The organism is Dyadobacter sp. HNCC25DJ185, from assembly GCF_056895195.1.
Genome location: NZ_JBXHAR010000007.1, coordinates 137,684 through 156,833, shown reverse-complemented (window position 1 = coordinate 156,833; position 19,150 = coordinate 137,684). Strand labels below are relative to the sequence as shown.

The 19,150-nt window shown below is 45.5% G+C and carries 15 protein-coding genes; 9 read left to right on the top strand and 6 right to left on the bottom strand.

What is annotated here, in order from left to right; all coding sequences use genetic code 11:
• Nucleotides 1-6 precede the first annotated feature (6 nt).
• On the top strand, nt 7-1,596 hold the full coding sequence (locus AC1XUF_RS20650) for an aldehyde dehydrogenase (NADP(+)) (RefSeq protein WP_483343726.1): 1,590 nt from the start codon (nt 7-9) through the stop codon (nt 1,594-1,596).
• Here AC1XUF_RS20650 and truA read toward each other — a convergent pair.
• Nucleotides 1,576-2,325, bottom strand: coding sequence for a tRNA pseudouridine(38-40) synthase TruA (gene truA, locus AC1XUF_RS20645; protein WP_483344039.1), 750 nt, complete (start codon nt 2,323-2,325; stop codon nt 1,576-1,578). The genes AC1XUF_RS20650 and truA overlap by 21 nt on opposite strands.
• A gap of 105 nt (nt 2,326-2,430) precedes the next feature.
• Here truA and AC1XUF_RS20640 point away from each other — a divergent pair, with 105 nt between their 5' ends.
• From AC1XUF_RS20640 to AC1XUF_RS20625, 4 genes are all read left to right on the top strand, one after another.
• The gene (locus AC1XUF_RS20640; protein WP_483343725.1) at nt 2,431-4,104 is read left to right on the top strand and encodes a glutamine--tRNA ligase/YqeY domain fusion protein; all 1,674 of its coding nucleotides are present in this window, start codon (nt 2,431-2,433) and stop codon (nt 4,102-4,104) included.
• 96 nt (nt 4,105-4,200) lie between these two features.
• Nucleotides 4,201-4,548, top strand: coding sequence for a hypothetical protein (locus AC1XUF_RS20635; protein ID WP_483343724.1), 348 nt, complete (start codon nt 4,201-4,203; stop codon nt 4,546-4,548).
• 109 nt (nt 4,549-4,657) lie between these two features.
• The gene (locus AC1XUF_RS20630; RefSeq protein WP_483343723.1) at nt 4,658-5,182 is read left to right on the top strand and encodes a ferritin; all 525 of its coding nucleotides are present in this window, start codon (nt 4,658-4,660) and stop codon (nt 5,180-5,182) included.
• 392 nt (nt 5,183-5,574) lie between these two features.
• A complete protein-coding gene (locus tag AC1XUF_RS20625; RefSeq protein WP_483343722.1) occupies nt 5,575-7,275 on the top strand; it encodes a T9SS type A sorting domain-containing protein in 1,701 nt (566 codons plus the stop codon).
• A 205-nt stretch (nt 7,276-7,480) separates the two neighbouring features.
• On the opposite strand, the gene AC1XUF_RS20620 is transcribed toward AC1XUF_RS20625, so the two are convergent.
• On the bottom strand, nt 7,481-8,068 hold the full coding sequence (locus AC1XUF_RS20620; RefSeq protein ID WP_483343721.1) for a GNAT family N-acetyltransferase: 588 nt from the start codon (nt 8,066-8,068) through the stop codon (nt 7,481-7,483).
• A 684-nt stretch (nt 8,069-8,752) separates the two neighbouring features.
• Between AC1XUF_RS20620 and AC1XUF_RS20615 the strand changes: the two genes are divergently transcribed.
• Genes AC1XUF_RS20615 through AC1XUF_RS20605 form a run of 3 tightly spaced genes read left to right on the top strand, consistent with a single transcriptional unit; the run spans nt 8,753 to nt 12,293 of the window.
• Complete coding sequence (locus AC1XUF_RS20615) at nt 8,753-10,996, top strand: FUSC family protein (RefSeq protein WP_483343720.1); 2,244 nt, start codon at nt 8,753-8,755, stop codon at nt 10,994-10,996.
• A gap of 1 nt (nt 10,997) precedes the next feature.
• The gene (locus tag AC1XUF_RS20610; protein WP_483343719.1) at nt 10,998-11,207 is read left to right on the top strand and encodes a YwbE family protein; all 210 of its coding nucleotides are present in this window, start codon (nt 10,998-11,000) and stop codon (nt 11,205-11,207) included.
• Nucleotides 11,208-11,219: 12 nt separating this feature from the next.
• Nucleotides 11,220-12,293, top strand: a complete 1,074-nt coding sequence (locus tag AC1XUF_RS20605; protein ID WP_483343718.1) for an NADH:flavin oxidoreductase/NADH oxidase — start codon at nt 11,220-11,222, stop codon at nt 12,291-12,293.
• On the opposite strand, the gene AC1XUF_RS20600 is transcribed toward AC1XUF_RS20605, so the two are convergent.
• Nucleotides 12,290-12,637, bottom strand: coding sequence for a DUF1801 domain-containing protein (locus tag AC1XUF_RS20600; RefSeq protein ID WP_483343717.1), 348 nt, complete (start codon nt 12,635-12,637; stop codon nt 12,290-12,292). The genes AC1XUF_RS20605 and AC1XUF_RS20600 overlap by 4 nt on opposite strands.
• Before the next feature lie 44 nt (nt 12,638-12,681).
• Here AC1XUF_RS20600 and AC1XUF_RS20595 point away from each other — a divergent pair, with 44 nt between their 5' ends.
• Complete coding sequence (locus AC1XUF_RS20595; protein ID WP_483343716.1) at nt 12,682-13,560, top strand: DMT family transporter; 879 nt, start codon at nt 12,682-12,684, stop codon at nt 13,558-13,560.
• Here the strand turns inward: AC1XUF_RS20595 and AC1XUF_RS20590 are convergent.
• The 3 genes from AC1XUF_RS20590 to AC1XUF_RS20580 form a co-directional block, all read right to left on the bottom strand.
• Nucleotides 13,538-15,931: a PAS domain-containing sensor histidine kinase gene (locus AC1XUF_RS20590; RefSeq protein WP_483343715.1), complete on the bottom strand. Its 2,394-nt coding sequence runs from the start codon at nt 15,929-15,931 to the stop codon at nt 13,538-13,540. The two genes, AC1XUF_RS20595 and AC1XUF_RS20590, sit on opposite strands and share 23 nt — an antisense overlap.
• A gap of 53 nt (nt 15,932-15,984) precedes the next feature.
• Entirely contained in the window at nt 15,985-16,434 is a 450-nt protein-coding gene (locus AC1XUF_RS20585) for a response regulator (RefSeq protein WP_483343714.1), read from the bottom strand.
• Between the two features lie 139 nt (nt 16,435-16,573).
• Entirely contained in the window at nt 16,574-18,976 is a 2,403-nt protein-coding gene (locus AC1XUF_RS20580) for a TonB-dependent receptor domain-containing protein (RefSeq protein WP_483343713.1), read from the bottom strand.
• Between the last annotated feature and the right edge of the window lie 174 nt (nt 18,977-19,150).

Here is a 19,150-nt window from a genome sequence, read left to right as displayed (position 1 = left end):
CTTCATATGAGTATACTAGGTAAAAACTATATTGGCTATTCCCTCTCTTCCGAAGGAGGGCGCACATTTCAGTCTTATGTTCCTGCAGAGGACAGCCTCCTGCCAGAGCCTTTTACGGCAGCGACATTGGCAGAAGTAAATCGGACCATGGAATTAGCTGAAAAAGCCTTCGATCGGTACGCCGCTACACCTGCTGCCAACCGCGCCGAATTTTTGATTGCCATCACGGAAGAGATCATGGCACTGGGTGATGAATTGCTCGAGCGGGCCCATCTGGAAACGGGACTACCTATAGCCCGGCTGCAGGGAGAGCGCGCCCGAACGATCAACCAGCTCACCCAGTTCGCCGAACTTTTGCGGGAGGGCTCCTGGGTGGAAGCCGCTATAGACACTGCCTTACCGGACCGCTCACCAGCTCCGAAGCCTGATATTCGCAAGATGCTGGTACCTATCGGACCGGTGGTCATTTTCGGCTCGAGTAACTTTCCATTTGCCTATTCGGTTGCCGGTGTGGATTCGGCTCCAGCGCTGGCGGCCGGGAATCCCATTGTAGTAAAAGCACACGCAGCACATCCAGGGGTGAGCGACCTGACTGCCCAAGCTGTAATAAAAGCTGCAAAAAGAACAGGCATGCCCGACGGCGTTTTCTCGATGCTGTATGACGATGGTTTTGAAATCGGGACAGCACTGGTGAAACATCCCGTGAGTAAAGCAGTAGGCTTTACGGGCTCTTATAGAGGAGGCATGGCACTTTACCGACTGGCTCAGGAAAGAGAAGAGCCCATCTCCGTTTTCGCAGAAATGGGCAGCGTGAACCCGATCGTTATCCTGCCGCAATATCTAAGATCCAATGCCACCGAATTTGGAAAAACTTTGGCGGCTTCGGTCAGCCTCGGCGCAGGACAATTCTGCACCAACCCCGGGCTCGTATTCGTAACAGCGTCTGAGGGTTTGGATGAGTTTGAAAAGTCGTATCGGCAGGAAATTGAAAATACCTTTTCCGCGACCATGCTAACCGCCGGGATCTGCACGAATTTTTACAAACTGCGGGACGAAGTCTTCAAACAAAGCGACGTCACGGAGCTTGCAATTTCTGAACACTTCTCCGGCGGAGAAAATCAAGCTCAGGCTTCCATTGCCAAAGTCTCGGGGAAAAGCTTTATTGCCAATCCGAAACTTCACGAAGAAGTCTTCGGCCCTTTTTCCCTGCTGATAGTCTGCGCGGATACGGATGAGCTTTTAGAAGCAGTATCTCATTTAAAAGGTCAGTTAACTTCGACGCTGATGGCCGACAAAGAAGAAGTCGTCTCCTACCCCGCTATTGTTCGTCAACTGGCTAAAATATCCGGGAGATTTATCATGAATGGCGTGCCTACCGGTGTTGAAGTCTGCCCCTCCATGCATCACGGCGGCCCATTTCCTGCCACTGCCGACGCCAGGTTTACTTCCGTGGGTAGGCATTCCATATTGCGTTTTGTACGTCCGCAATCCTACCAGGGGTGGCCTGACCCACTCTTGCCAACTGAATTGCAAGACTCAAACCCGCTAGGGATATATCGGCTGATTAACAATGTGTTAACCCGCAATCAAGTCTGACGGATACCCTACTTGTACTAAAAATAAACCTTCGGCCGGGGCTTGTGCTCCGGCTTCTTTTCTGTTGCGGGACAAGATGATTTTTTCAAAATGCGCAACGGTTATTTTCTCTTTTCCGACTTCCAGCAAAGTGCCCACCAATGCCCTCACCATTCCTCTCAGAAAACGGTTGGCCTGGATATGAAAAACCAGCATATCCCCTGATTCAATCCATTCAGCCTGTGAAATCGCACAACGAAAGTTATTGACGCTGGTATGTATCTTGCTAAAACTCTCGAAATCATTGTGCTTTAACAATAGGGCAGCTGCTTCATTCATCCTACAAACGTTGAGATCGCCCCTTAGCAAATAGGCAAGGTCAGTCAAAAAAGGATTTTTCTTTCGTGTGATCCGGTACTCGTACTTACGATAGACAGCCGCAAAACGAGAATTTGTACCATCTGGCACCTGAAAGATATTCCGCACCGCGATATCTCTTGGAATGACTCCATTGAGCTTATAAATAAGCATCTGTACATCATTTACGGCGTTTTCCAAGTCAAAGTGAGCAAATTGCTGTTCAGCGTGAACGCCCGTATCTGTGCGGCTGCTTCCTGTCAATTCGACTGAGATCCGGAGTATCTTAGCCAGTGCATCTTCCAATACTTGCTGAACACCAAGAGCATTGTTCTGCTTTTGCCATCCGTTATAGGCAGTCCCTCGGTAACTAAATTCCAGAAAATAACGCATGCCACAAAAGTAAGCCAAACCAGTCAGATTTACGATTTGCAAAATTTGATTGCGGATTTTGTTCCGAAGAAGGTTAACTTTGAAATTGCAAAATTTCATTTTAGTATGATTACGGAAGAGAAAAAAGAAGAGAAAAACCTGAATTTCATTGAGGAGATCGTGGAAGGAGATTTGCAATCAGGAAAATATACTCAAATAATTACCCGTTTTCCGCCAGAACCCAACGGCTATTTACACATCGGACATGCTTCCAGTATTTGCCTGAATTTTGGCTTAACAAAGACATTCCAGGGCTACACCAACCTCCGTTTTGACGACACCAATCCGGTGACAGAGGATACCGAATATGTCGAAAGCATCAAAAATGACATACGCTGGATGGGTTTTGAATGGAAAAATGAGTTGTACGCTTCCGACTATTTTGACATACTATATGGTTTTGCGGTTACCCTTATCTCCAAAGGGCTGGCTTATGTCGACGACTCTACTTCCGAGGAAATAGCAGCCTTGAAAGGAACGCCTACTGAGCCCGGAAAAGACAGTCAGTACCGTAGCCGGTCGGTGGAGGAAAATCTTGCACTTTTTGAAGAGATGAAAAATGGTGCCTTTCCTGACGGAAGCCGCACGCTCCGAGCGAAAATTGATATGGCCCATATCAATATGCTCATGCGCGACCCGATATTATACCGGATAAAACATGCACACCACCACAGGACGGGTGATAAATGGTGTATTTATCCTATGTATGATTTTGCTCACGGACAAAGTGACTCTATCGAAACCGTGACACACTCCATCTGTACACTGGAATTTGCGCCGCATCGTGAGTTATATGACTGGCTGATCGAAAAACTGGAAATTTATCCATCGCATCAATATGAATTTGCTCGCCGTAACCTGAACTATACGGTGACCAGCAAGAGAAAACTGCTTCGCCTTGTTCAGGAAGGCTACGTGAGCGGCTGGAATGACCCCAGAATGCCGACCATCAGCGGGCTGCGGCGCAGGGGCTACACGCCGGAGAGCATCCGTGACTTTTGCGACCGGATCGGCGTAGCACGCCGGGAAAATATGATCGATGTGGGACTGCTTGAGTTTTGTGTGAGAGAAGACCTGAACAAAAAAGCATTACGCCGAATGGTAGTGCTTGATCCTTTGAAACTGGTCATCACTAATTTTCCGGAAGGGGTTACCGAAATGTGCCACAGTGAAAACAATCCGGAAGATGTGGCAGCCGGTGTGCGCCAGATTCCCTTTACACGAGAAATCCTGATTGAAAAAGAGGACTTCATGGAGGTTCCTTCCAAAAAGTATTTTCGCCTGGCACCAGGCAAAATGGTGCGGCTCAAAGGCGCGTATATCATCCAATGCGACGATTTCGTAAAAGATGGAAATGGAACCATAACGGAGGTACGCTGCAGCTACATCGAAAACTCTAAAAGCGGCCAGGATACTACCGGCATTAATGTAAAGGGCACATTGCACTGGGTGTCGGCCTTACATGCGACAGAAGTTGAGGTGCGATTATATGATAGACTTTTCTCTGTCGAAGATGTTTCCTCAGAAGAAGGCGATTTCAAGGATTATATCAATCCCGACTCACTTCATGTGATCACTGGCTATGCAGAACCGGCTTTGCTTGAAGCAAAAGAGGGCGAATCGTTCCAGTTCCTCAGAAAAGGCTATTTTGCCAAAGACCCGGATAGCACCGCGAAGAAATTTGTTTTCAACCGGACTGTCACGTTGAGGGATAACTGGACAAAGACGAACGAGAAGTAAATCATTAATTTAGATTACTTACAAATAAACTTGCGCGCAAAAATGTCAGCATGTATCTTTGTGCAACAATTTCCACGATTCAAATAGTTGCTGTCAGTGAATACCCCGAATGAATTGTTCAGTACTGCGAAAGGATACAGCCTACAGTGTGATCTTACTTCAAAAATCATTCTTCATTTTGGTGAATTGAAAGCCTCGTTTAAAATCAGCGACTTTATCCATTTTCGCCGCGCCGTCAACAAAATCGACATTCAAAGTAAAATTTTCGACCTCTCGGACGAGTCTGATTACGAGTTCGTTGAGGCGCCGCAACTCAATCTTTCCCATAAATTAACGCTCTGTGAGCTGATCCAATTACGGGAACTTGTTAACGGGACCTACTTCGCGATCGAGCTTAATTCCTTGCTTCACCAACTGCTCTTCACTGAGCAAGAATTAGTCTAAATAACTCATTCTGATCATATTAGACCAATTCCAAATTTCCTTTTAAATTTGGAATGACCGAGTTTCGCATGATATTTGTAATTATTAAATTAAAATAATCACAAGTACCATGAGAGACTTACTTAGACAAAGAACTTCCCTTAAAGAGGAAATAGAGATACTTCTGAACAATCAGGTCAAAATGGAAGCCGAGGCGTCCTCCAAATATCTGGCGATGGCATCCTGGTGCGACCGTAACGGGTTTAGAAACGCTGCCAAATATTTTATGAAGCAGTCGGAAGAAGAAAGAGAACATATGGTAAAAATCTTCAACTACCTTATGTTTGTAGGCGGCACGGCGGTATCACCGGAGATCGGACCTGTAAAGCAGGAATTTGCTACATTCAGAAGCGTGTTTGAAGCTGCGCTACAGAGCGAAATCGCGGTAACCCAATCAATTAACCGTATTGTTACCCAAAGCCGCAAAGAAGAGGATTACGCAACAGAAAACTTCCTGCAGTGGTTCGTAAAAGAACAAACGGAGGAAGAAGACAATGCCCGCCACGCGCTCGAACTTTTTGACATGATTGGCGAAGATGGTACGGGACTATACATGATCGACAAAGCCGTTTTGAAGATTGGGTCTGAGGACTAGAAAATAAAATTATTGCAAAAAAAGAGGTTGTTTCTTTGCAGAAACAACCTCTTTTTTTGCTCCTTCCAGGATTTTTAAACTATCTCCCCTTCGCTTTTCCGGGAAATTCCTGCTACTCCCTTTTACCAGACTCTTCGCCTCTTTCACCCAATTCAATAAAGGTGTCCCTGTTATTTCGTCGCCACCGGATGATTTTGGGTCATAATGATCCGTGACATGCTCTTAGTCGATCAATAGCCGATGGCGATCGAGGCAGAGGCGGTGATTAAACCAAGCATCTTGCAAAAAGATTACCTTATTATTATTAAATCCAAATACTTGATTTTTGAAACTGAGATTAACTATATTTAGCCTTTGATTAATTACAGCAATGCATATCACTCAACGTTATAATGAAAAAATATCTATCTACACTTCTGCAGATTTGCCTATTCAACTCTGCCGTCATGATCGCGGTTCAGGCAAAGGATTGCACTTACACGAACCTACGTCTGACCTCACAAGCACTGGTTAATGCATTTGACCCCACTTGCACCACAATCAAAGGTAATATTACCATCTCAGGAGCGGATATTACTGATCTCAGACCGTTGGCGAACATCGAGCTTATTGATGGTATCCTAACAATTCAGAGCAATACAAGTCTTACCACTCTAAAAGGTCTGGAAAAACTTGCAAGCAGCAAGAGCTTACTGATAAATAGTAACACCTTGCTGACGGATCTGTCAGGGTTGGAAGGGTTAGTATCCGTTCCAAGTACGCTAAACGTTAGGTACAATAGTGCGCTTATTAGTCTGAAAGGATTAAATAACCTCACGAATGCGAACACCATCTATATAAGCAATAACGATTTGCTGCCAAACCTCTCAGGGCTGGGTAGTTTGGAATCCGTTGCTGACCTTCTCTCGATATCTTCCAACAAAAAACTGATTAGCTTAAACGGATTAACCAGCTTAACCAGTGTAGCCCGTATACTGATTGGAGAAAATGAACTCTTGCCCGACTTATCAGGCTTGGAAAATCTTAGATCTGTATCATGGCAGATGAATATAAGCTCCAATAAAAGTATGTTGAATTTCAACGGATTGGACAACTTGACCAGTCTAAGTGAACTTTATATCAGCGACAATAACTTAATGACGGATTTATCGGGGCTAGAGATTTTAGGCGCTCTATATTGGCTGGTAATAGGTGAAAGTAAAGGTCTTACAAGCCTGAATGGGCTGAACAATCTGCTGTCGGTAACGAATTTCATCATACGTAGCAACGATTTGCTGACTGATCTATCTGGATTGGAGAACATTACAAATATCGGATGGATTCAGATTTCCGGCAATCCTAAATTAAAAAGCCTCTCAGGACTAGGCGCGACTAGCAGCGGCCAACGCATCGGTTCAAACCAGAGGGTCGCTGCACTTACGATCGGAGGATTGTCGATAACCAACAACCCTAATTTAACTACTTGTGCAATCGCTCCTGTATGTGAATATGTTAGTGACAATATAGCCACGATCAGTGGTAACGGCATTGGCTGCGAAAGCCAGTCAGCAATAGAAGTGGCTTGTGGATCGCTCCCTGTTACCCTTGCTCACTTTACAGCAACTGCCGAAAATAAGACCGCGCTTCTACAATGGGCTACAACAGAGGAAAGAAATAGTTCCGTTTTTGAAGTTGAGCATAGCCTCGATACAAAAAAATGGCAAAGGACTAGTGTACAAGCCGCAAAAGGCGAAAGCAATACACTTTCCAACTATCATTGGGTGCATACGAAGCCGGCAAGCGGCCTCAACTACTACCGTCTAAAAATGATTGACTTGGACGGCACTTTCACTTACAGCCGGATTGCCGACGTCAAATTTGATAACCTTCCCGTATTTATTTATCCAAATCCGGTTACAGACATATTGTATATCGAAAATAAAGAAGACATTGTTCGGCTTCGGATTATTGATTTGCAGGGAAAAACAGTCCATGAAACCGGAAACCTGTCCCAAGAAGGGTTCTCAGTAAAAAAATTGGCAAAGGGATTATACGAGGTACATATGACCAAGCAGAGTGGCGCAGTGCAGATGCAACGCATTGCGGTATTGTAGATGATATTTTGGGAGACTATCGTGCTTAATGTCTAAACTTGCAATCGGGAGCCGGGCAGAACTTACAACTTGACTCTATCGTCGAAGCGGCGACGCCTTAAGCCTCACGACTCCTAACTACCTCAAAAAATCATCGGTTAATAATTCTGCTAGCCTCATAAATTGTGTCTTCTTAAAATAAAAAATCAGGATTACTGGCCCCGGTTTAAACTTTACTTAGATTCTGAGGTAGTACCTGGCTGGGCCGACTTGTCAAAAGCGAATATACTTCCGTATCCCAAAATGTTCCCTGATAAAAGAAATTCTGTTTGAAGTAGCCCTCTTTTGTGAAATTGAACTTCATCAATACACTTCTCGATTGCCCGTTTTCCGGATTGATTTTTGCTTCCACACTATGCAATCTGATTTCCGTGAATCCGTAGTCCAATACCACTTTCACAGCTTCGCTCATAAAACCCCTGTCCCAGTAGTCTGGGTGCAGTATGTAGCCAATTTCAGCACGATGATTTGACCAGTCAATTTTATGAAATCCAATTGTTCCAATCAGCCGGACCGAATCAATCTCTGAAACTCCCCAAGTAATCCCGACGGCATCTTTTAGATTCCTGTGATAAGCGGCTATCAGCTCCTCGGCCTCGTTGACCGTTTTTAATAGCGGCTTACCTATGTACTTCATTGCCTTAATGTTACTTCTGAGCCTGAACATGCATTGGGCATGCTCAGGCCTGAGTGCATGCAGCAGCAAACGTTCGCTTTTAATCTCAGGAAATATCTGAAAGTCTTTATACAACATGACGCTTAATATGTGAAATATGTGGGCTACAGGACATGGTTATGTCACTTACCTAAGAGAATTGCCCAAACCTGGTATACATTCTATTCATTGTAAAATTAAGACAACAGTATTGCGAAACCTACGGTTAAATATTTCCATTATCTCGGTCATTTTAGAGATATCATAAGAAGCGGTAAATGCGCCAACTGGTCTCGCTAGTCGTATACTTTTAAGAGGCGACTGGAGTTACAAAATTCCTTATAAATCTGGTATAGCTTTGCTTGAAACCGTCTATTTTTATTTGTAGGAGGTTTAATAAGTCTTCGAATAATGGATCATGATTCCTCAACAAATACCATACACCAAACGTCAGTCAACGAATCGTCTTTCACTTTCCCGAAAAACTAAGAGGATTTTTCTTTGGCAACATGATACCAGTTGGAACAAGTTTTTGTTTATCATTGAAGGAGAAGGAGATTTTCACGGGAAAATATTCCGTCCTTCATCCGGCGCTTATCAAAAAAGATTGAGGCGGAAACGTTTTTTCATAAAGGTGAGGAAGTGGCAATAATTACCAATGAAAAACACCGCGAAGGACTATTTTCACATACTAAAACACTGAAATTGAAAAATAAAAATAATGAACATTATGCCTGATAATCAACAACATACAACAAACCAATTATCAGGAAATCACCATATATGAATTACCTCGACGAGTTTAAGAAGTTTATTTCAAGCCACTACCTTTCAACGGGTGTAAGATTAACGCTAGGTGCCCTCGTTCCGAGCCTTGTTTTCCAACATTATGGCATCCTGAGCGAAATGATTGCCTTCCCGCTCGGAACGCTGCTCATTGGCGGTACTGACAATCCCGGCCCTTACCACAGAAGAAGGAACTCGCTCCTGATCGCAATTGCTACCTGCTTTACTGTCGCCTGCATAACCGGTTTTCTCAGGCACATCCATTTTATCGTGTTTATCGAAATCGTGGTGTTCGGAATGTTCTTTTCGCTCGCCGGCGTTTATGGAAACCGTGTAAACAGCATTGGGCTGATCTCGCTGCTCGTATTTGTTTTCAACATTGACGATCACCTGAGCGGCGATATGGTTTTGCGGACTGCGGCTATCTTTTCTGCCGGGGGTATCTGGTACTTTATTCTTTTTATGGTGCTGCAAAAGCTTTTGCCGTACAAATTGATTCAGCAGCTACTGGGCGAAAATTTCGTAGAGCTCGGCAAACTTCTTTCCATTAAGGCGGATTACTACTTTGCGAAACCTGATTATGACGATCTTTTTAACAGGATGGTCCATCAGCAGGTGATCCTGAGAGAAAACCACGAAAATTTAAGGGAGATACTCTTTAAAACCCGTGAAATCGTTACCGAATCGACCAATAAAAGCCGGATACTCATGCTCATGTTCCTGGATAGTATCGATCTTTTTGAACGGATCCTGAATTCCCAGCAGAACTACGCCAACCTGCACCGCGCATTCGACCACACCAAGGTCCTGAGGCTATTTGGCATTTACATCACCTGGCTGGCTGCAGAAATACAGCAAATCGGACTGGCTGTACAAAGTGGATTCTCTTCTCACCCAAAACATGACCTGGATGAAGCTTTCAATAAATGCCAGACGGCATTTGAACGGATGCGGGAATATAAGATGAACCATGATAACATGGAGGATTTCATCATGCTGCGCCAGATACTGAATAGCTTACAGGATGTGACGGAAAGGGTTAAAAAACTCCATCGAGCCACAACTTATGATGCAGAAGTCAGTAAGGATTTCAAATTGACCGTGGAAGCCGAAAACTTTGTTCCGAAACAGGAATATCATCCGCGCATCCTTCTGGATAATATCTCTTTGAAATCGAGTCACTTCCGGCACGCGGTAAGGGTTACGCTCGGGCTTTTGGTGGGATATATCGCTTCTTTGTTTTTCGAGTTGGGGCATGGCTACTGGATCCTGCTAACCATTGCGGTAATCCTGAAACCTGCGTTCAGCATTACCAAACAGCGTAACCTGCACCGAATCGGGGGGACAATTCTCGGCGTAATAACCGGTTTTATGATACTATACCTGATCAAAGACAACACGGTTATTTTCATCCTGATGCTCATTGCGATGATTCTGGCTTATAGTTTCCTTAAAACCAACTATTTCATTGCTTCCACCAGCATTACCCTTTATGTCATACTTTCCTTCAATTTTCTGAACCCGCAGCACATTACCGCGGTTTTACAGGACAGGGTCATTGATACTGTCATCGGGTCCATAATCGCCTATTTGATATCTTCCTATGTCCTCCCGGTTTGGGAACATTCGCAGATCAATCAGTATATGAGGGAAGCATTGAATGCAAATCGTAAATATTTCGACATTGTTGCCGGAAAATTCACTGGCAAGCAGCTGGATATCAACGAACTGAAAGTATTACGTAAAGACGCCATCATTGCAATGGCAAACCTGTCGGATAATTTTCAGAAGATGTTGTCAGAGCCAAAGCGGCAGCAGATGAACATGGAAGAATACCACCAGTTTGTAGCAACAAGCCATATGCTTACCTCCTACATTGCGTCCCTTTCGACCTATGCCCAAACATTGGAATATTCCGACTTTTCGGTTGAGTTTGAAATGATGACCCGGCAGATTGACCGCCAGTTACAGGCGGCAACGGATGTAATTGAAGGGAAAACGGGTAACAGTCTGGAAATTACCAGAGAGTCGCTTCCACAAAACCAGAGATTGATCGAGCTTCTGGCTAAGAGAAAAAAGGAAATCAAGGAATTGGGAATTGAAAAAGCGGACCAGTCGCCGGCACGAAAAATGTTATCCGATATCAAAACAGTCAATGGACTTTTCGAGCTGATCAGCACGATCACGATTGACGAAATTAAAATTCTTCAAAAAATCAAGGCAGTAAGTATATCCCATTAATATGTTACCATTATCAGGCACCGAAAGAAGAAATATATCTCCCGGCCTTCACGTATCCATTGTTCTGAAAAAAGACCAGCGCAGCGGCGCATTAACCGACGGAATTGTAAAAGATATCCTCACTAAGGCCCCTGTCCACACCCATGGCATCAAGGTCCGTCTTGAAAGTGGCGAAATCGGTCGGGTTAAAATTATTAAAGGTTCATTGTAAATAACTAGTATCATGTCATCGTATCTCTTCGCGCCGCTTAAACTGAAAAGCATCACGTTAAAAAATAGAATTGCAGTCTCGCCTATGTGCCAATACTCCTCTGTGGATGGTTTCGCCAACGATTGGCACCTGGTTCATCTCGGAAGCAGGGCCGTGGGCGGAGCAGGCCTGATCATCACAGAGGCCACAGCGGTTTCTCCCGAAGGCCGTATTTCACCGCAAGACCTGGGAATCTGGAAAGATGACCATATTGAAAAATTGAGACAGATCACCGATTTCATAAGTGCTCAGGGTACCGTTGCTGGCGTGCAACTTGCTCATGCCGGAAGAAAAGCAAGCACATTCCCTGCTTGGAAAGGCCGCGGCCAGGTACCACTGTACCAGGGCGGCTGGAAAACCGTAGGTGCCTCCCCTATACCATTTCTTGAAAACGAAGACGCGCCCATAGAGCTCGACCAGACGGGAATTGATCAAGTAATTACGGATTTCGCGTTTGCTGCTCAACGTGCCCTTCGGGCGGGCTTTCAGGTGATCGAGATACATGCCGCACATGGCTATTTGGTGCATCAGTTCCTTTCCCCGCTGAGCAACAAAAGAAATGATTTGTATGGCGGAAGTTTTGAAAATCGCATTCGGCTTTTATTGGAAATTATAGATGCCATACAAAAAGTCTGGCCGGACGATCTGCCGATTTTTGTACGGATCTCGGCAACCGATTGGGTAGAAGGCGGCTGGAATCCGGACGAGGCTACTGCGCTCTCTGGAATCCTGAAGGACAAAGGGATCTCTATTGTTGATGTCTCTTCCGGCGGCCTTGCGTCCCATGCAAAAATTCCAGTCGGCCCGTCTTACCAGGTACCTTTTTCGGCGAAAATAAAAAACGAAACCGGGGCCTTGACCGGTGCCGTCGGTTTGATCACCGAGGCACAGCAGGCAGAAGACATCCTGAAAAATAACGAAGCAGACCTCATTGTAATGGCCAGGGAAATGCTACGTGACCCTTACTTTCCATTGCATGCAGCCCATGAGCTTGGCGAAGATATGGTGTGGCCGGTTCAATACGACCGGGCCAAGCCAGCTCTTTAAGAGGTCGCGATAGCCATTTCCAGAATTGCCCTTATTTTTTCTACCGGCAGGTCTTCGTTTGGATCTACCGGTAGGATTTTCATCCTGGAACGCCGCTCTGCGATCAGGTCAGGATGTGCTATCAGGTTTCCGTTCACAATGCCCAGGTAAGGATGGCCGGTCTTCTTTCCGACCCAGATGTAGCAGATCCTTTTTCCGCGATAATTGTAAAACGGCATTTTATATTTCCAGTCCTCTGCCATGTCGGCACTGTATTCCAGCACAAAATGCCTTAACGCCGCCAAACAACTTTTTGCGGGCTCTGGTTTGTCCCAAAAAAACTGATCGATTTCTTTGAGCATCATAAGGCAAATATGAATCTTTATCTTTGCCCGAAATTATCTGATTTATGCCAAATCCCCGCGTCTGTCTGATCATAGGAATCGTTAGCATCAGTATTTTTCCGGTCCTGGTCAAATGGGCACCCGTTTCTGGGATAACCTCCGCATTTTACAGGATGTTTTTCGGCTTCGTCCTGATCTTGCCCTATGTTTTTATTACAAAAAAATTCAATTGGCCTGATAAAGCACTCTGGGTTCCTATTGTGGTTTGCGGCTTGATCTTCGCAACAGATATTGCGGTGTGGAACCTCTCCATTCATTATTCCAATGCGACCCAAGCCACTTTGCTTACCAATTTATCGCCTGTCTGGGTTGGTATAGCGACGTTCCTTTTTCTGCCCGACAAGCCCAGACCTCGTTTCTGGATCGGTACACTGGTCGCCCTATCCGGCATGGTTATTCTGATAGGCTGGGAAGCTTTTTCTGAAATGAGACTGGATAAGGGTTTTGCCCTTGCTATTCTGTCGGGAATGCTTTATGCCTCCTATATACTCGTGAGCAAAACCGTTTTGAGCCGCTTTGACATTGTCAGCTTCATGACCATCAATATGGCGGTTTCCAGCTTTTATCTCTTCCTGATCTGCCTTTTTTTCGAACAACCGGTAACTGGCTTTAAGCCTACCATCTGGCTCGTCTTTCTGGTACAGGGATTGATTTGCCAGCTGGCAGGTTGGCTGGCGATCAATTATGCCGTCAAAAAAATGGATGCAAAGCGGGTTTCCTTAAGCCTCCTGAGCCAGGCTCTCGTAACCGGCTTATTTGCATGGGCCTTTATCAATGAACAGGTCACTCTGCAGATGATCGTGGGAGGAACGGTTATCTTGGCGGGCATTGCCGTCACTTTTCAGAAAACAGGATCAGGAACTAGTCCAGCGGAAGATAGATAATGAAAGTGGAGCCTGCGCCTGGGTTTCCCACCGCGTCTATCAGCCCTTTGTGATTTTCTATTATCTTTTTACAAATTGCGAGCCCTATCCCCGTCCCCTCATAGGCGCTACGGCTATGCAGGCGTTGAAATACCTGAAATATCCTGTCTTTAAATTGTTCCTCGAAGCCAATACCATTGTCCGAAAACGAAATGAATTCGTAAGTCCGGAAATGATCCGAATCAGGCAATGGAATGAATTCGCCGCGAATGTGCCCGGTCCGGATGTCAATGACAGGTTTAACCCCCTTTTTGGTGAATTTTAAGGAGTTAGCGATCAGGTTCATAAAAAGCTGTTCAAACTGATATACAATGACGTTCCTCGTTGGCAGCTTTTCACTGAGAATCGTAGCTTCTTTCTGAACGATCAACTCATTGAGTTGCTCCTTCACATTTTTCAGCACGACATTCAGATCCGTTTGCTCAAAATGTTTTTCGACTGCATTGGCGCGGGAAAATGCCAGCAGATCAATGATCAATTGTTGCATTCTGGTGGAAGACGCCTGCATCCTGTTGAAATAATCCTTGCCCCTCTCCGAAAGGTTTTCACTTTCAGTTTCAAGGATGCGTGTCGCAAAGGTCTGGATTTTTCGCAAAGGTTCCTGAAGATCGTGGCTCGCCACATAGGCAAACTGGGCGAGTTCCATATTTGTCCGGATCAGCTCATTATTGGCTATAGTCAGTTCGTTGGTACGGACCTGCACCTTTGCTTCCAGCTGGTCAATGAATATTTTGCTGTCGTGAATATCCGTGCTTGTGCCTACCCACATCTGAATGCTGCCATCGGGATTCTTTTGGGGGATGGCTCGGCTCAGTTGCCATCTGTATTCTCCGTCGGCCCTCCTGAAACGATGTTCCAAAAGGAAATCAACTCCGCGCTTCACCGATATATTCCAGAGACGGATATTTTCGGGGAGGTCGTCCGGATGCACAATTTGCAGCCATCCTTCTCCGGTGATCTGTTCGGCCGTAAGGCCGGAATAATCATAAACTGATTTGTTAAAATAATTGAGATGCCCATCCGCGTCGCCCGTCCAGACGAACTGGGGCATCGAATCAGCCAATGTCCTGAACTTACCCTCGCTGGTTTTCAATGCCAGCTCCGCTTCCTTCCGGTCCGTAATGTCCATCATCGTTCCCAGCATCCTATGCGGAACATGGTCTTCTTTGTATAGAACTTTTCCCTGGGTTCTCACCCAATGAACAGACTTGTCGGGATGGATTATCCTGGCTTCGTAATAATAGGTACCCGTTTCGAGGGCGATATCAAATGCTTTTTCAACAATGGTTTTTCTGTCGTCCGGATGAACATGGTCCCGTAATTCACTATGTGTGAACACACTCGACTCCGGGTAACCGAATATCGACGCAAGCCGTCCGGAATGTATGATATCCAACGTCTGAAGGTTAAGATCCCAGGTCGCAAGCTTAGTCCCGTCGGTAGCCAGAGAGAGCCGGTCGGCTGCCTCGGCGATCTGCTGCCGAAACCTGACTTTGTCAGTTACATCATTGACGGACACCATTATACCCGAAACACTTCCATCGATTTCCAGAATCGGGGCATACTGATAGTCGAGGTAATAAGCCATTACACCACCCGGACCATCCACATAAGCGAGTGCCTCATTCTCTTTGTAAATCGTCCCCTTTTGATAAACGTCTTGCAATATCTTAGCAAACTTCTGGTCCTTCAGTTCCGGAAATACATCAAAAAGCTTTTTGCCCACCACATCGCTCAGTTCTCTGCGCCACAGATTTTTGAGCATGGTTTCATTAGCGATGCTGATCACAAAATCTTCCCCTTTGAAGATGGCCTTGGCAAACTGGGACTGGGTTACAAGATTGCGAAACTGGTTCTCGCTGCGTTGTAATGCTTGCTTGGACAGAACCTGGTCGGTAACTTCTGTGGCCACGACAACGATGCCGGTCAAATCACCGGTTTCCTCATAAGACGGCTGGTACACAAAATTGAAATAGCATTGCTGAGGTTGGCCAAAACGCCTGAGGGTAACCTCAAACTCATTTCCGTGATAAGGAGCACCGGTTTTCAGGACATTTGCCAAAATGGGACTAACGGAGTCTTTCACTTCCGGTAGTGAATCAAAAAGCGGCTTGCCCACAAACTCTTCTTCACTACGGTCAACGACCCTCAAATATGAATCGTTGGCCATTTCAACAACGAAATTTTCACCCCTCAGAATTGCTATTCCTACCGGGGCTTGCTTCATGATATTCCTGAATCTGCTTTCGCTGTCGCCAGCCGGGTTATGCCCCAGACCTTGGTTATGAGCAGGTTGCTGGTTGGTCTGGCCGGACTCGGTTAATTTGCTCACTTACTAATTTCGAAAGAGTATCTGCAAATTTAATAAGTGAATAAATCGGGGGATTAATATTGGTAATAAAAGTTTTCGGCAACTGGTTTCCAATGATGCTGATTCCAATCGATATCGAGAACTTGTTTGATTGCCTGTTTCAGTTTTGGGAAAGAACCTGGTTTTCTGATGAAGAAATTAGCGCCCTTTTCATGCACTTTCTTGACCATTTCTTCCTGGCCGGTTGTGGAAAATATCACTACCGGAATACCCTCCCAGCCCTTGGTATTTCTAATTTGCTCAAGACATTCGAAACCGTTCTTCCTGGGCATGTTCAAATCCAGAAAAATAACATCAGGCGGGGGCGGGACGGTTGTCTCCATCAGGTTAATCAGCTCAACACCGTCATTCGCGGTTAAAAGTTCCGTTGAGTTACTAACTTCCCTTAAAGCATCTTCAAACAACATGCAGTCGTCTGCATCGTCGTCTGCAAGAAATATTGATTTATTCGGTTTTGCGCTCATAATCCAAAATTAAGAAAGATAGTAGATAACATTCACGTTGATCAAAACATTCTGTAAACCTAATGTTGGCTTCACAAGCTAACAATCTCAAAATCAATTCAAGTTATCATTTTTTACCGTTTAATAAAATTAATTCGCATTAAAATTCACCTTCCAGGCTCTCTTTTGGCTTCTTCTTCGCCTGATGGAGACGGTAATTCAAAGTCAGGTTAATCTGCCGTAAACGGCCCTGGGAGCTATTCCGTGCATAAAAGTTTGCCCCTTCTGTAATCGACCGGTACCTGCGCGAATTAAAAACATCCACCACACTCAATGTGAGCGTCCCATTATTTTTGAGAATATCCCGGGTAGCTGCCAGGTCTAGTGTCGCGAGTGCCTTTCTTCTTCCCTGTGGTGTCTGCTGAGGCGCCTCGTAGTTGCCGCGCAGCTGTACATCCGCTGATTTCCAAGGTGTAAACCGCGACATAGCCCTCACGAACCAGCTGTAAGTATCACTTTGAAAATCCTCGTCCAATCCGGTACCATCGGTAATCGCCCGGAAAAAGTTGAAGCTTCCATCCATTTTCCACCAGGGATACGGCACAAATGAACTCGTAAATTCGAGCCCGTACGCATCCTCGGTACCCAGGTTCTCCGGACGTGTGTAGGAACTTCCATTGTCCTGTACCCTTCTGATACTGATGATCTTGCCATTGGTATGACGATAGTAAACGGACGACGTGATTGAACCCTTATTCAGGTATTTAATATGCCCAAGCTCAAATGCGTTGGTAAATTCAGGGTTGAGGTCCGGGTTGCCGCTCCAGTAATTACGGTTGTCGCTGTAAGTCGCAAAAGGGCTCAGGTCATTGTATTGCGGCCTGCGTACCCGACGGCTAAAACTTAGCTGAAATGCATTCTGTTTCGCAAAATCGTAGGTGACGTGTACGCTGGGAAAGAGGTTGGCATATTTCCTTGCATTCACATCTTTTGTCTGTTTCAGTTCCGTCGTTACCCCTGTCCATTCCGCACGCACGCCTGCCTGATAAGAGAATTTGCCAGTCTTATTGCCTATAATCCCGTAGGCAGCATTGATATTTTCTTCGTACAGAAAATCATTGGTGAGGTTGGGTAAGGTAATCCAGCCGCCATCGCTCGTCTGCTGGGTAACGGTATAATCATTCGTCATATCGCGGGAACTGCTCCGCGCACCTGCCTCGAATTTCCCGTCTTTGCCGAACGGATGAACATAATCAGCCTGAAACAACAGCTGTTTTTCAGTTTCATAGTTCACTGCCCTTTGCAAAAGAGGCGGAATACCAGAAGGCGAACCGTCGGGTTTGAAAACGTTCTCGTGATAATACTGATCGGAGTTCTCCCAGTTGTCCAGATACCTCACGTCGAATGTAAACTCACGTCCCTTGCGGTCAAATGTTTTTTTGTAAGTAACCGAATATTCCGAGTTCGGTTCTGTTTCTGTTTCATCCTGGGTGCGGTTCGTAATAGCTGTAAGATTGCCGACATTCGATAGATAATCGCGGTAATTCAGGTTCGAGAAACGCTTGCCTTTGCTGGTCCGCCAGGTGTACGAGCCTGTGAGTATATTTTTGGGATTGAAATAAAAGTCTATACCTCCCCTGGCGCTGTTGTTCATGCCCTTCAGGTTGCTCCGCATATTGCGCTCCATGATGAACGTGGAATCATTCCGGTACAACTCCTGGTACACATAATTCCTGCCGGGCGTATTCCGGTAAGACATGGTGTAATTGATAAAGAAATTCAGGTTTTTACGTCGGTAATTCACGTTGGCAGCGGCACCATAATTGGTCGGATGACCCGTAATGATGTCAAAAGACCCGTTAATCCCTTCTTTTCTTTCTTTTTTCAGAACAATATTGATCACCCCGCCCATACCTTCCGCTTCGTACCGGGCCGATGGGTTCGTAATGATCTCCACCCGCTCGATCATGCTGCCCTGCAACTGTGCCAGACCACTCGCACCTTTGATACTAACCAGGCCCGACGGCTTACCGTCTATCAATATACGTACATTGCCGCTCCCCCTCAGGCTCACGTTACCTTCCACGTCAACAGCCACAGAGGGCACATTGGTAAGGATGTCGACCGCCGTGCCACCGGCGTTTGCCAGGTCCTTTCCAACGTTGAAGATCTTTTTATCCAGCGACAATTCCATGGTGCTCTTCTCTGCCTGGACCGTAACCTCGTCCAATGTTCTGGCTGACGCCGTAATCTGAACAGAGCCGATATTCAACGGGGAATTAGCCGCATTTACCTGAATCCCCTGCGTGATCCGGGGCTTATACCCAATAAATTCAGAGAGTGAATAGTATGAGCCGGCGACAATATCCACCGAGAAACCGCCGGTTTCATCTGTAATCGCCCCACTTACAAAAGTACTATCCGAAGTCCTGAATAACCGTATGCTGGCGTAGCCCAGCGGCCCGTTATTTTGCGCGTCGACGATCCTGCCAATCACTTTCAGTTTGCCTTCCTTTTGCGCGAAAGCACCTTTATGGGCTACAAACGCCTGAATTGTAATCATGAATACGCAAAACAGGCGTATAAATCCCCTTCCGGCCCATGCACCCTTTGATAAAATTCTCCTAGTACCCATTCTGGCTTTTGTAATATTTTTTCAATAATCGATTGTAAGTTTTGATAATGAAGAAACCGGTTTTTCACTTGTTTTTACTCCTTATTACCTGATATTAACATG

Bases quoted from the DNA above. Each gene is read 5' to 3' on its own strand.
- AC1XUF_RS20650 (WP_483343726.1), top strand. From the start codon at position 7: ATGAGTATACTAGGTAAAAACTATATTGGCTATTCCCTCTCTTCCGAA.
- truA (WP_483344039.1), bottom strand. From the start codon at position 2,325: ATGCGTTATTTTCTGGAATTTAGTTACCGAGGGACTGCCTATAACGGA.
- AC1XUF_RS20640 (WP_483343725.1), top strand. From the start codon at position 2,431: ATGATTACGGAAGAGAAAAAAGAAGAGAAAAACCTGAATTTCATTGAG.
- AC1XUF_RS20630 (WP_483343723.1), top strand. From the start codon at position 4,658: ATGAGAGACTTACTTAGACAAAGAACTTCCCTTAAAGAGGAAATAGAG.
- AC1XUF_RS20625 (WP_483343722.1), top strand. From the start codon at position 5,575: ATGAAAAAATATCTATCTACACTTCTGCAGATTTGCCTATTCAACTCT.
- AC1XUF_RS20620 (WP_483343721.1), bottom strand. From the start codon at position 8,068: ATGTTGTATAAAGACTTTCAGATATTTCCTGAGATTAAAAGCGAACGT.
- AC1XUF_RS20615 (WP_483343720.1), top strand. From the start codon at position 8,753: ATGAATTACCTCGACGAGTTTAAGAAGTTTATTTCAAGCCACTACCTT.
- AC1XUF_RS20610 (WP_483343719.1), top strand. From the start codon at position 10,998: ATGTTACCATTATCAGGCACCGAAAGAAGAAATATATCTCCCGGCCTT.
- AC1XUF_RS20605 (WP_483343718.1), top strand. From the start codon at position 11,220: ATGTCATCGTATCTCTTCGCGCCGCTTAAACTGAAAAGCATCACGTTA.
- AC1XUF_RS20600 (WP_483343717.1), bottom strand. From the start codon at position 12,637: ATGATGCTCAAAGAAATCGATCAGTTTTTTTGGGACAAACCAGAGCCC.
- AC1XUF_RS20595 (WP_483343716.1), top strand. From the start codon at position 12,682: ATGCCAAATCCCCGCGTCTGTCTGATCATAGGAATCGTTAGCATCAGT.
- AC1XUF_RS20585 (WP_483343714.1), bottom strand. From the start codon at position 16,434: ATGAGCGCAAAACCGAATAAATCAATATTTCTTGCAGACGACGATGCA.
- AC1XUF_RS20580 (WP_483343713.1), bottom strand. From the start codon at position 18,976: ATGATTACAATTCAGGCGTTTGTAGCCCATAAAGGTGCTTTCGCGCAA.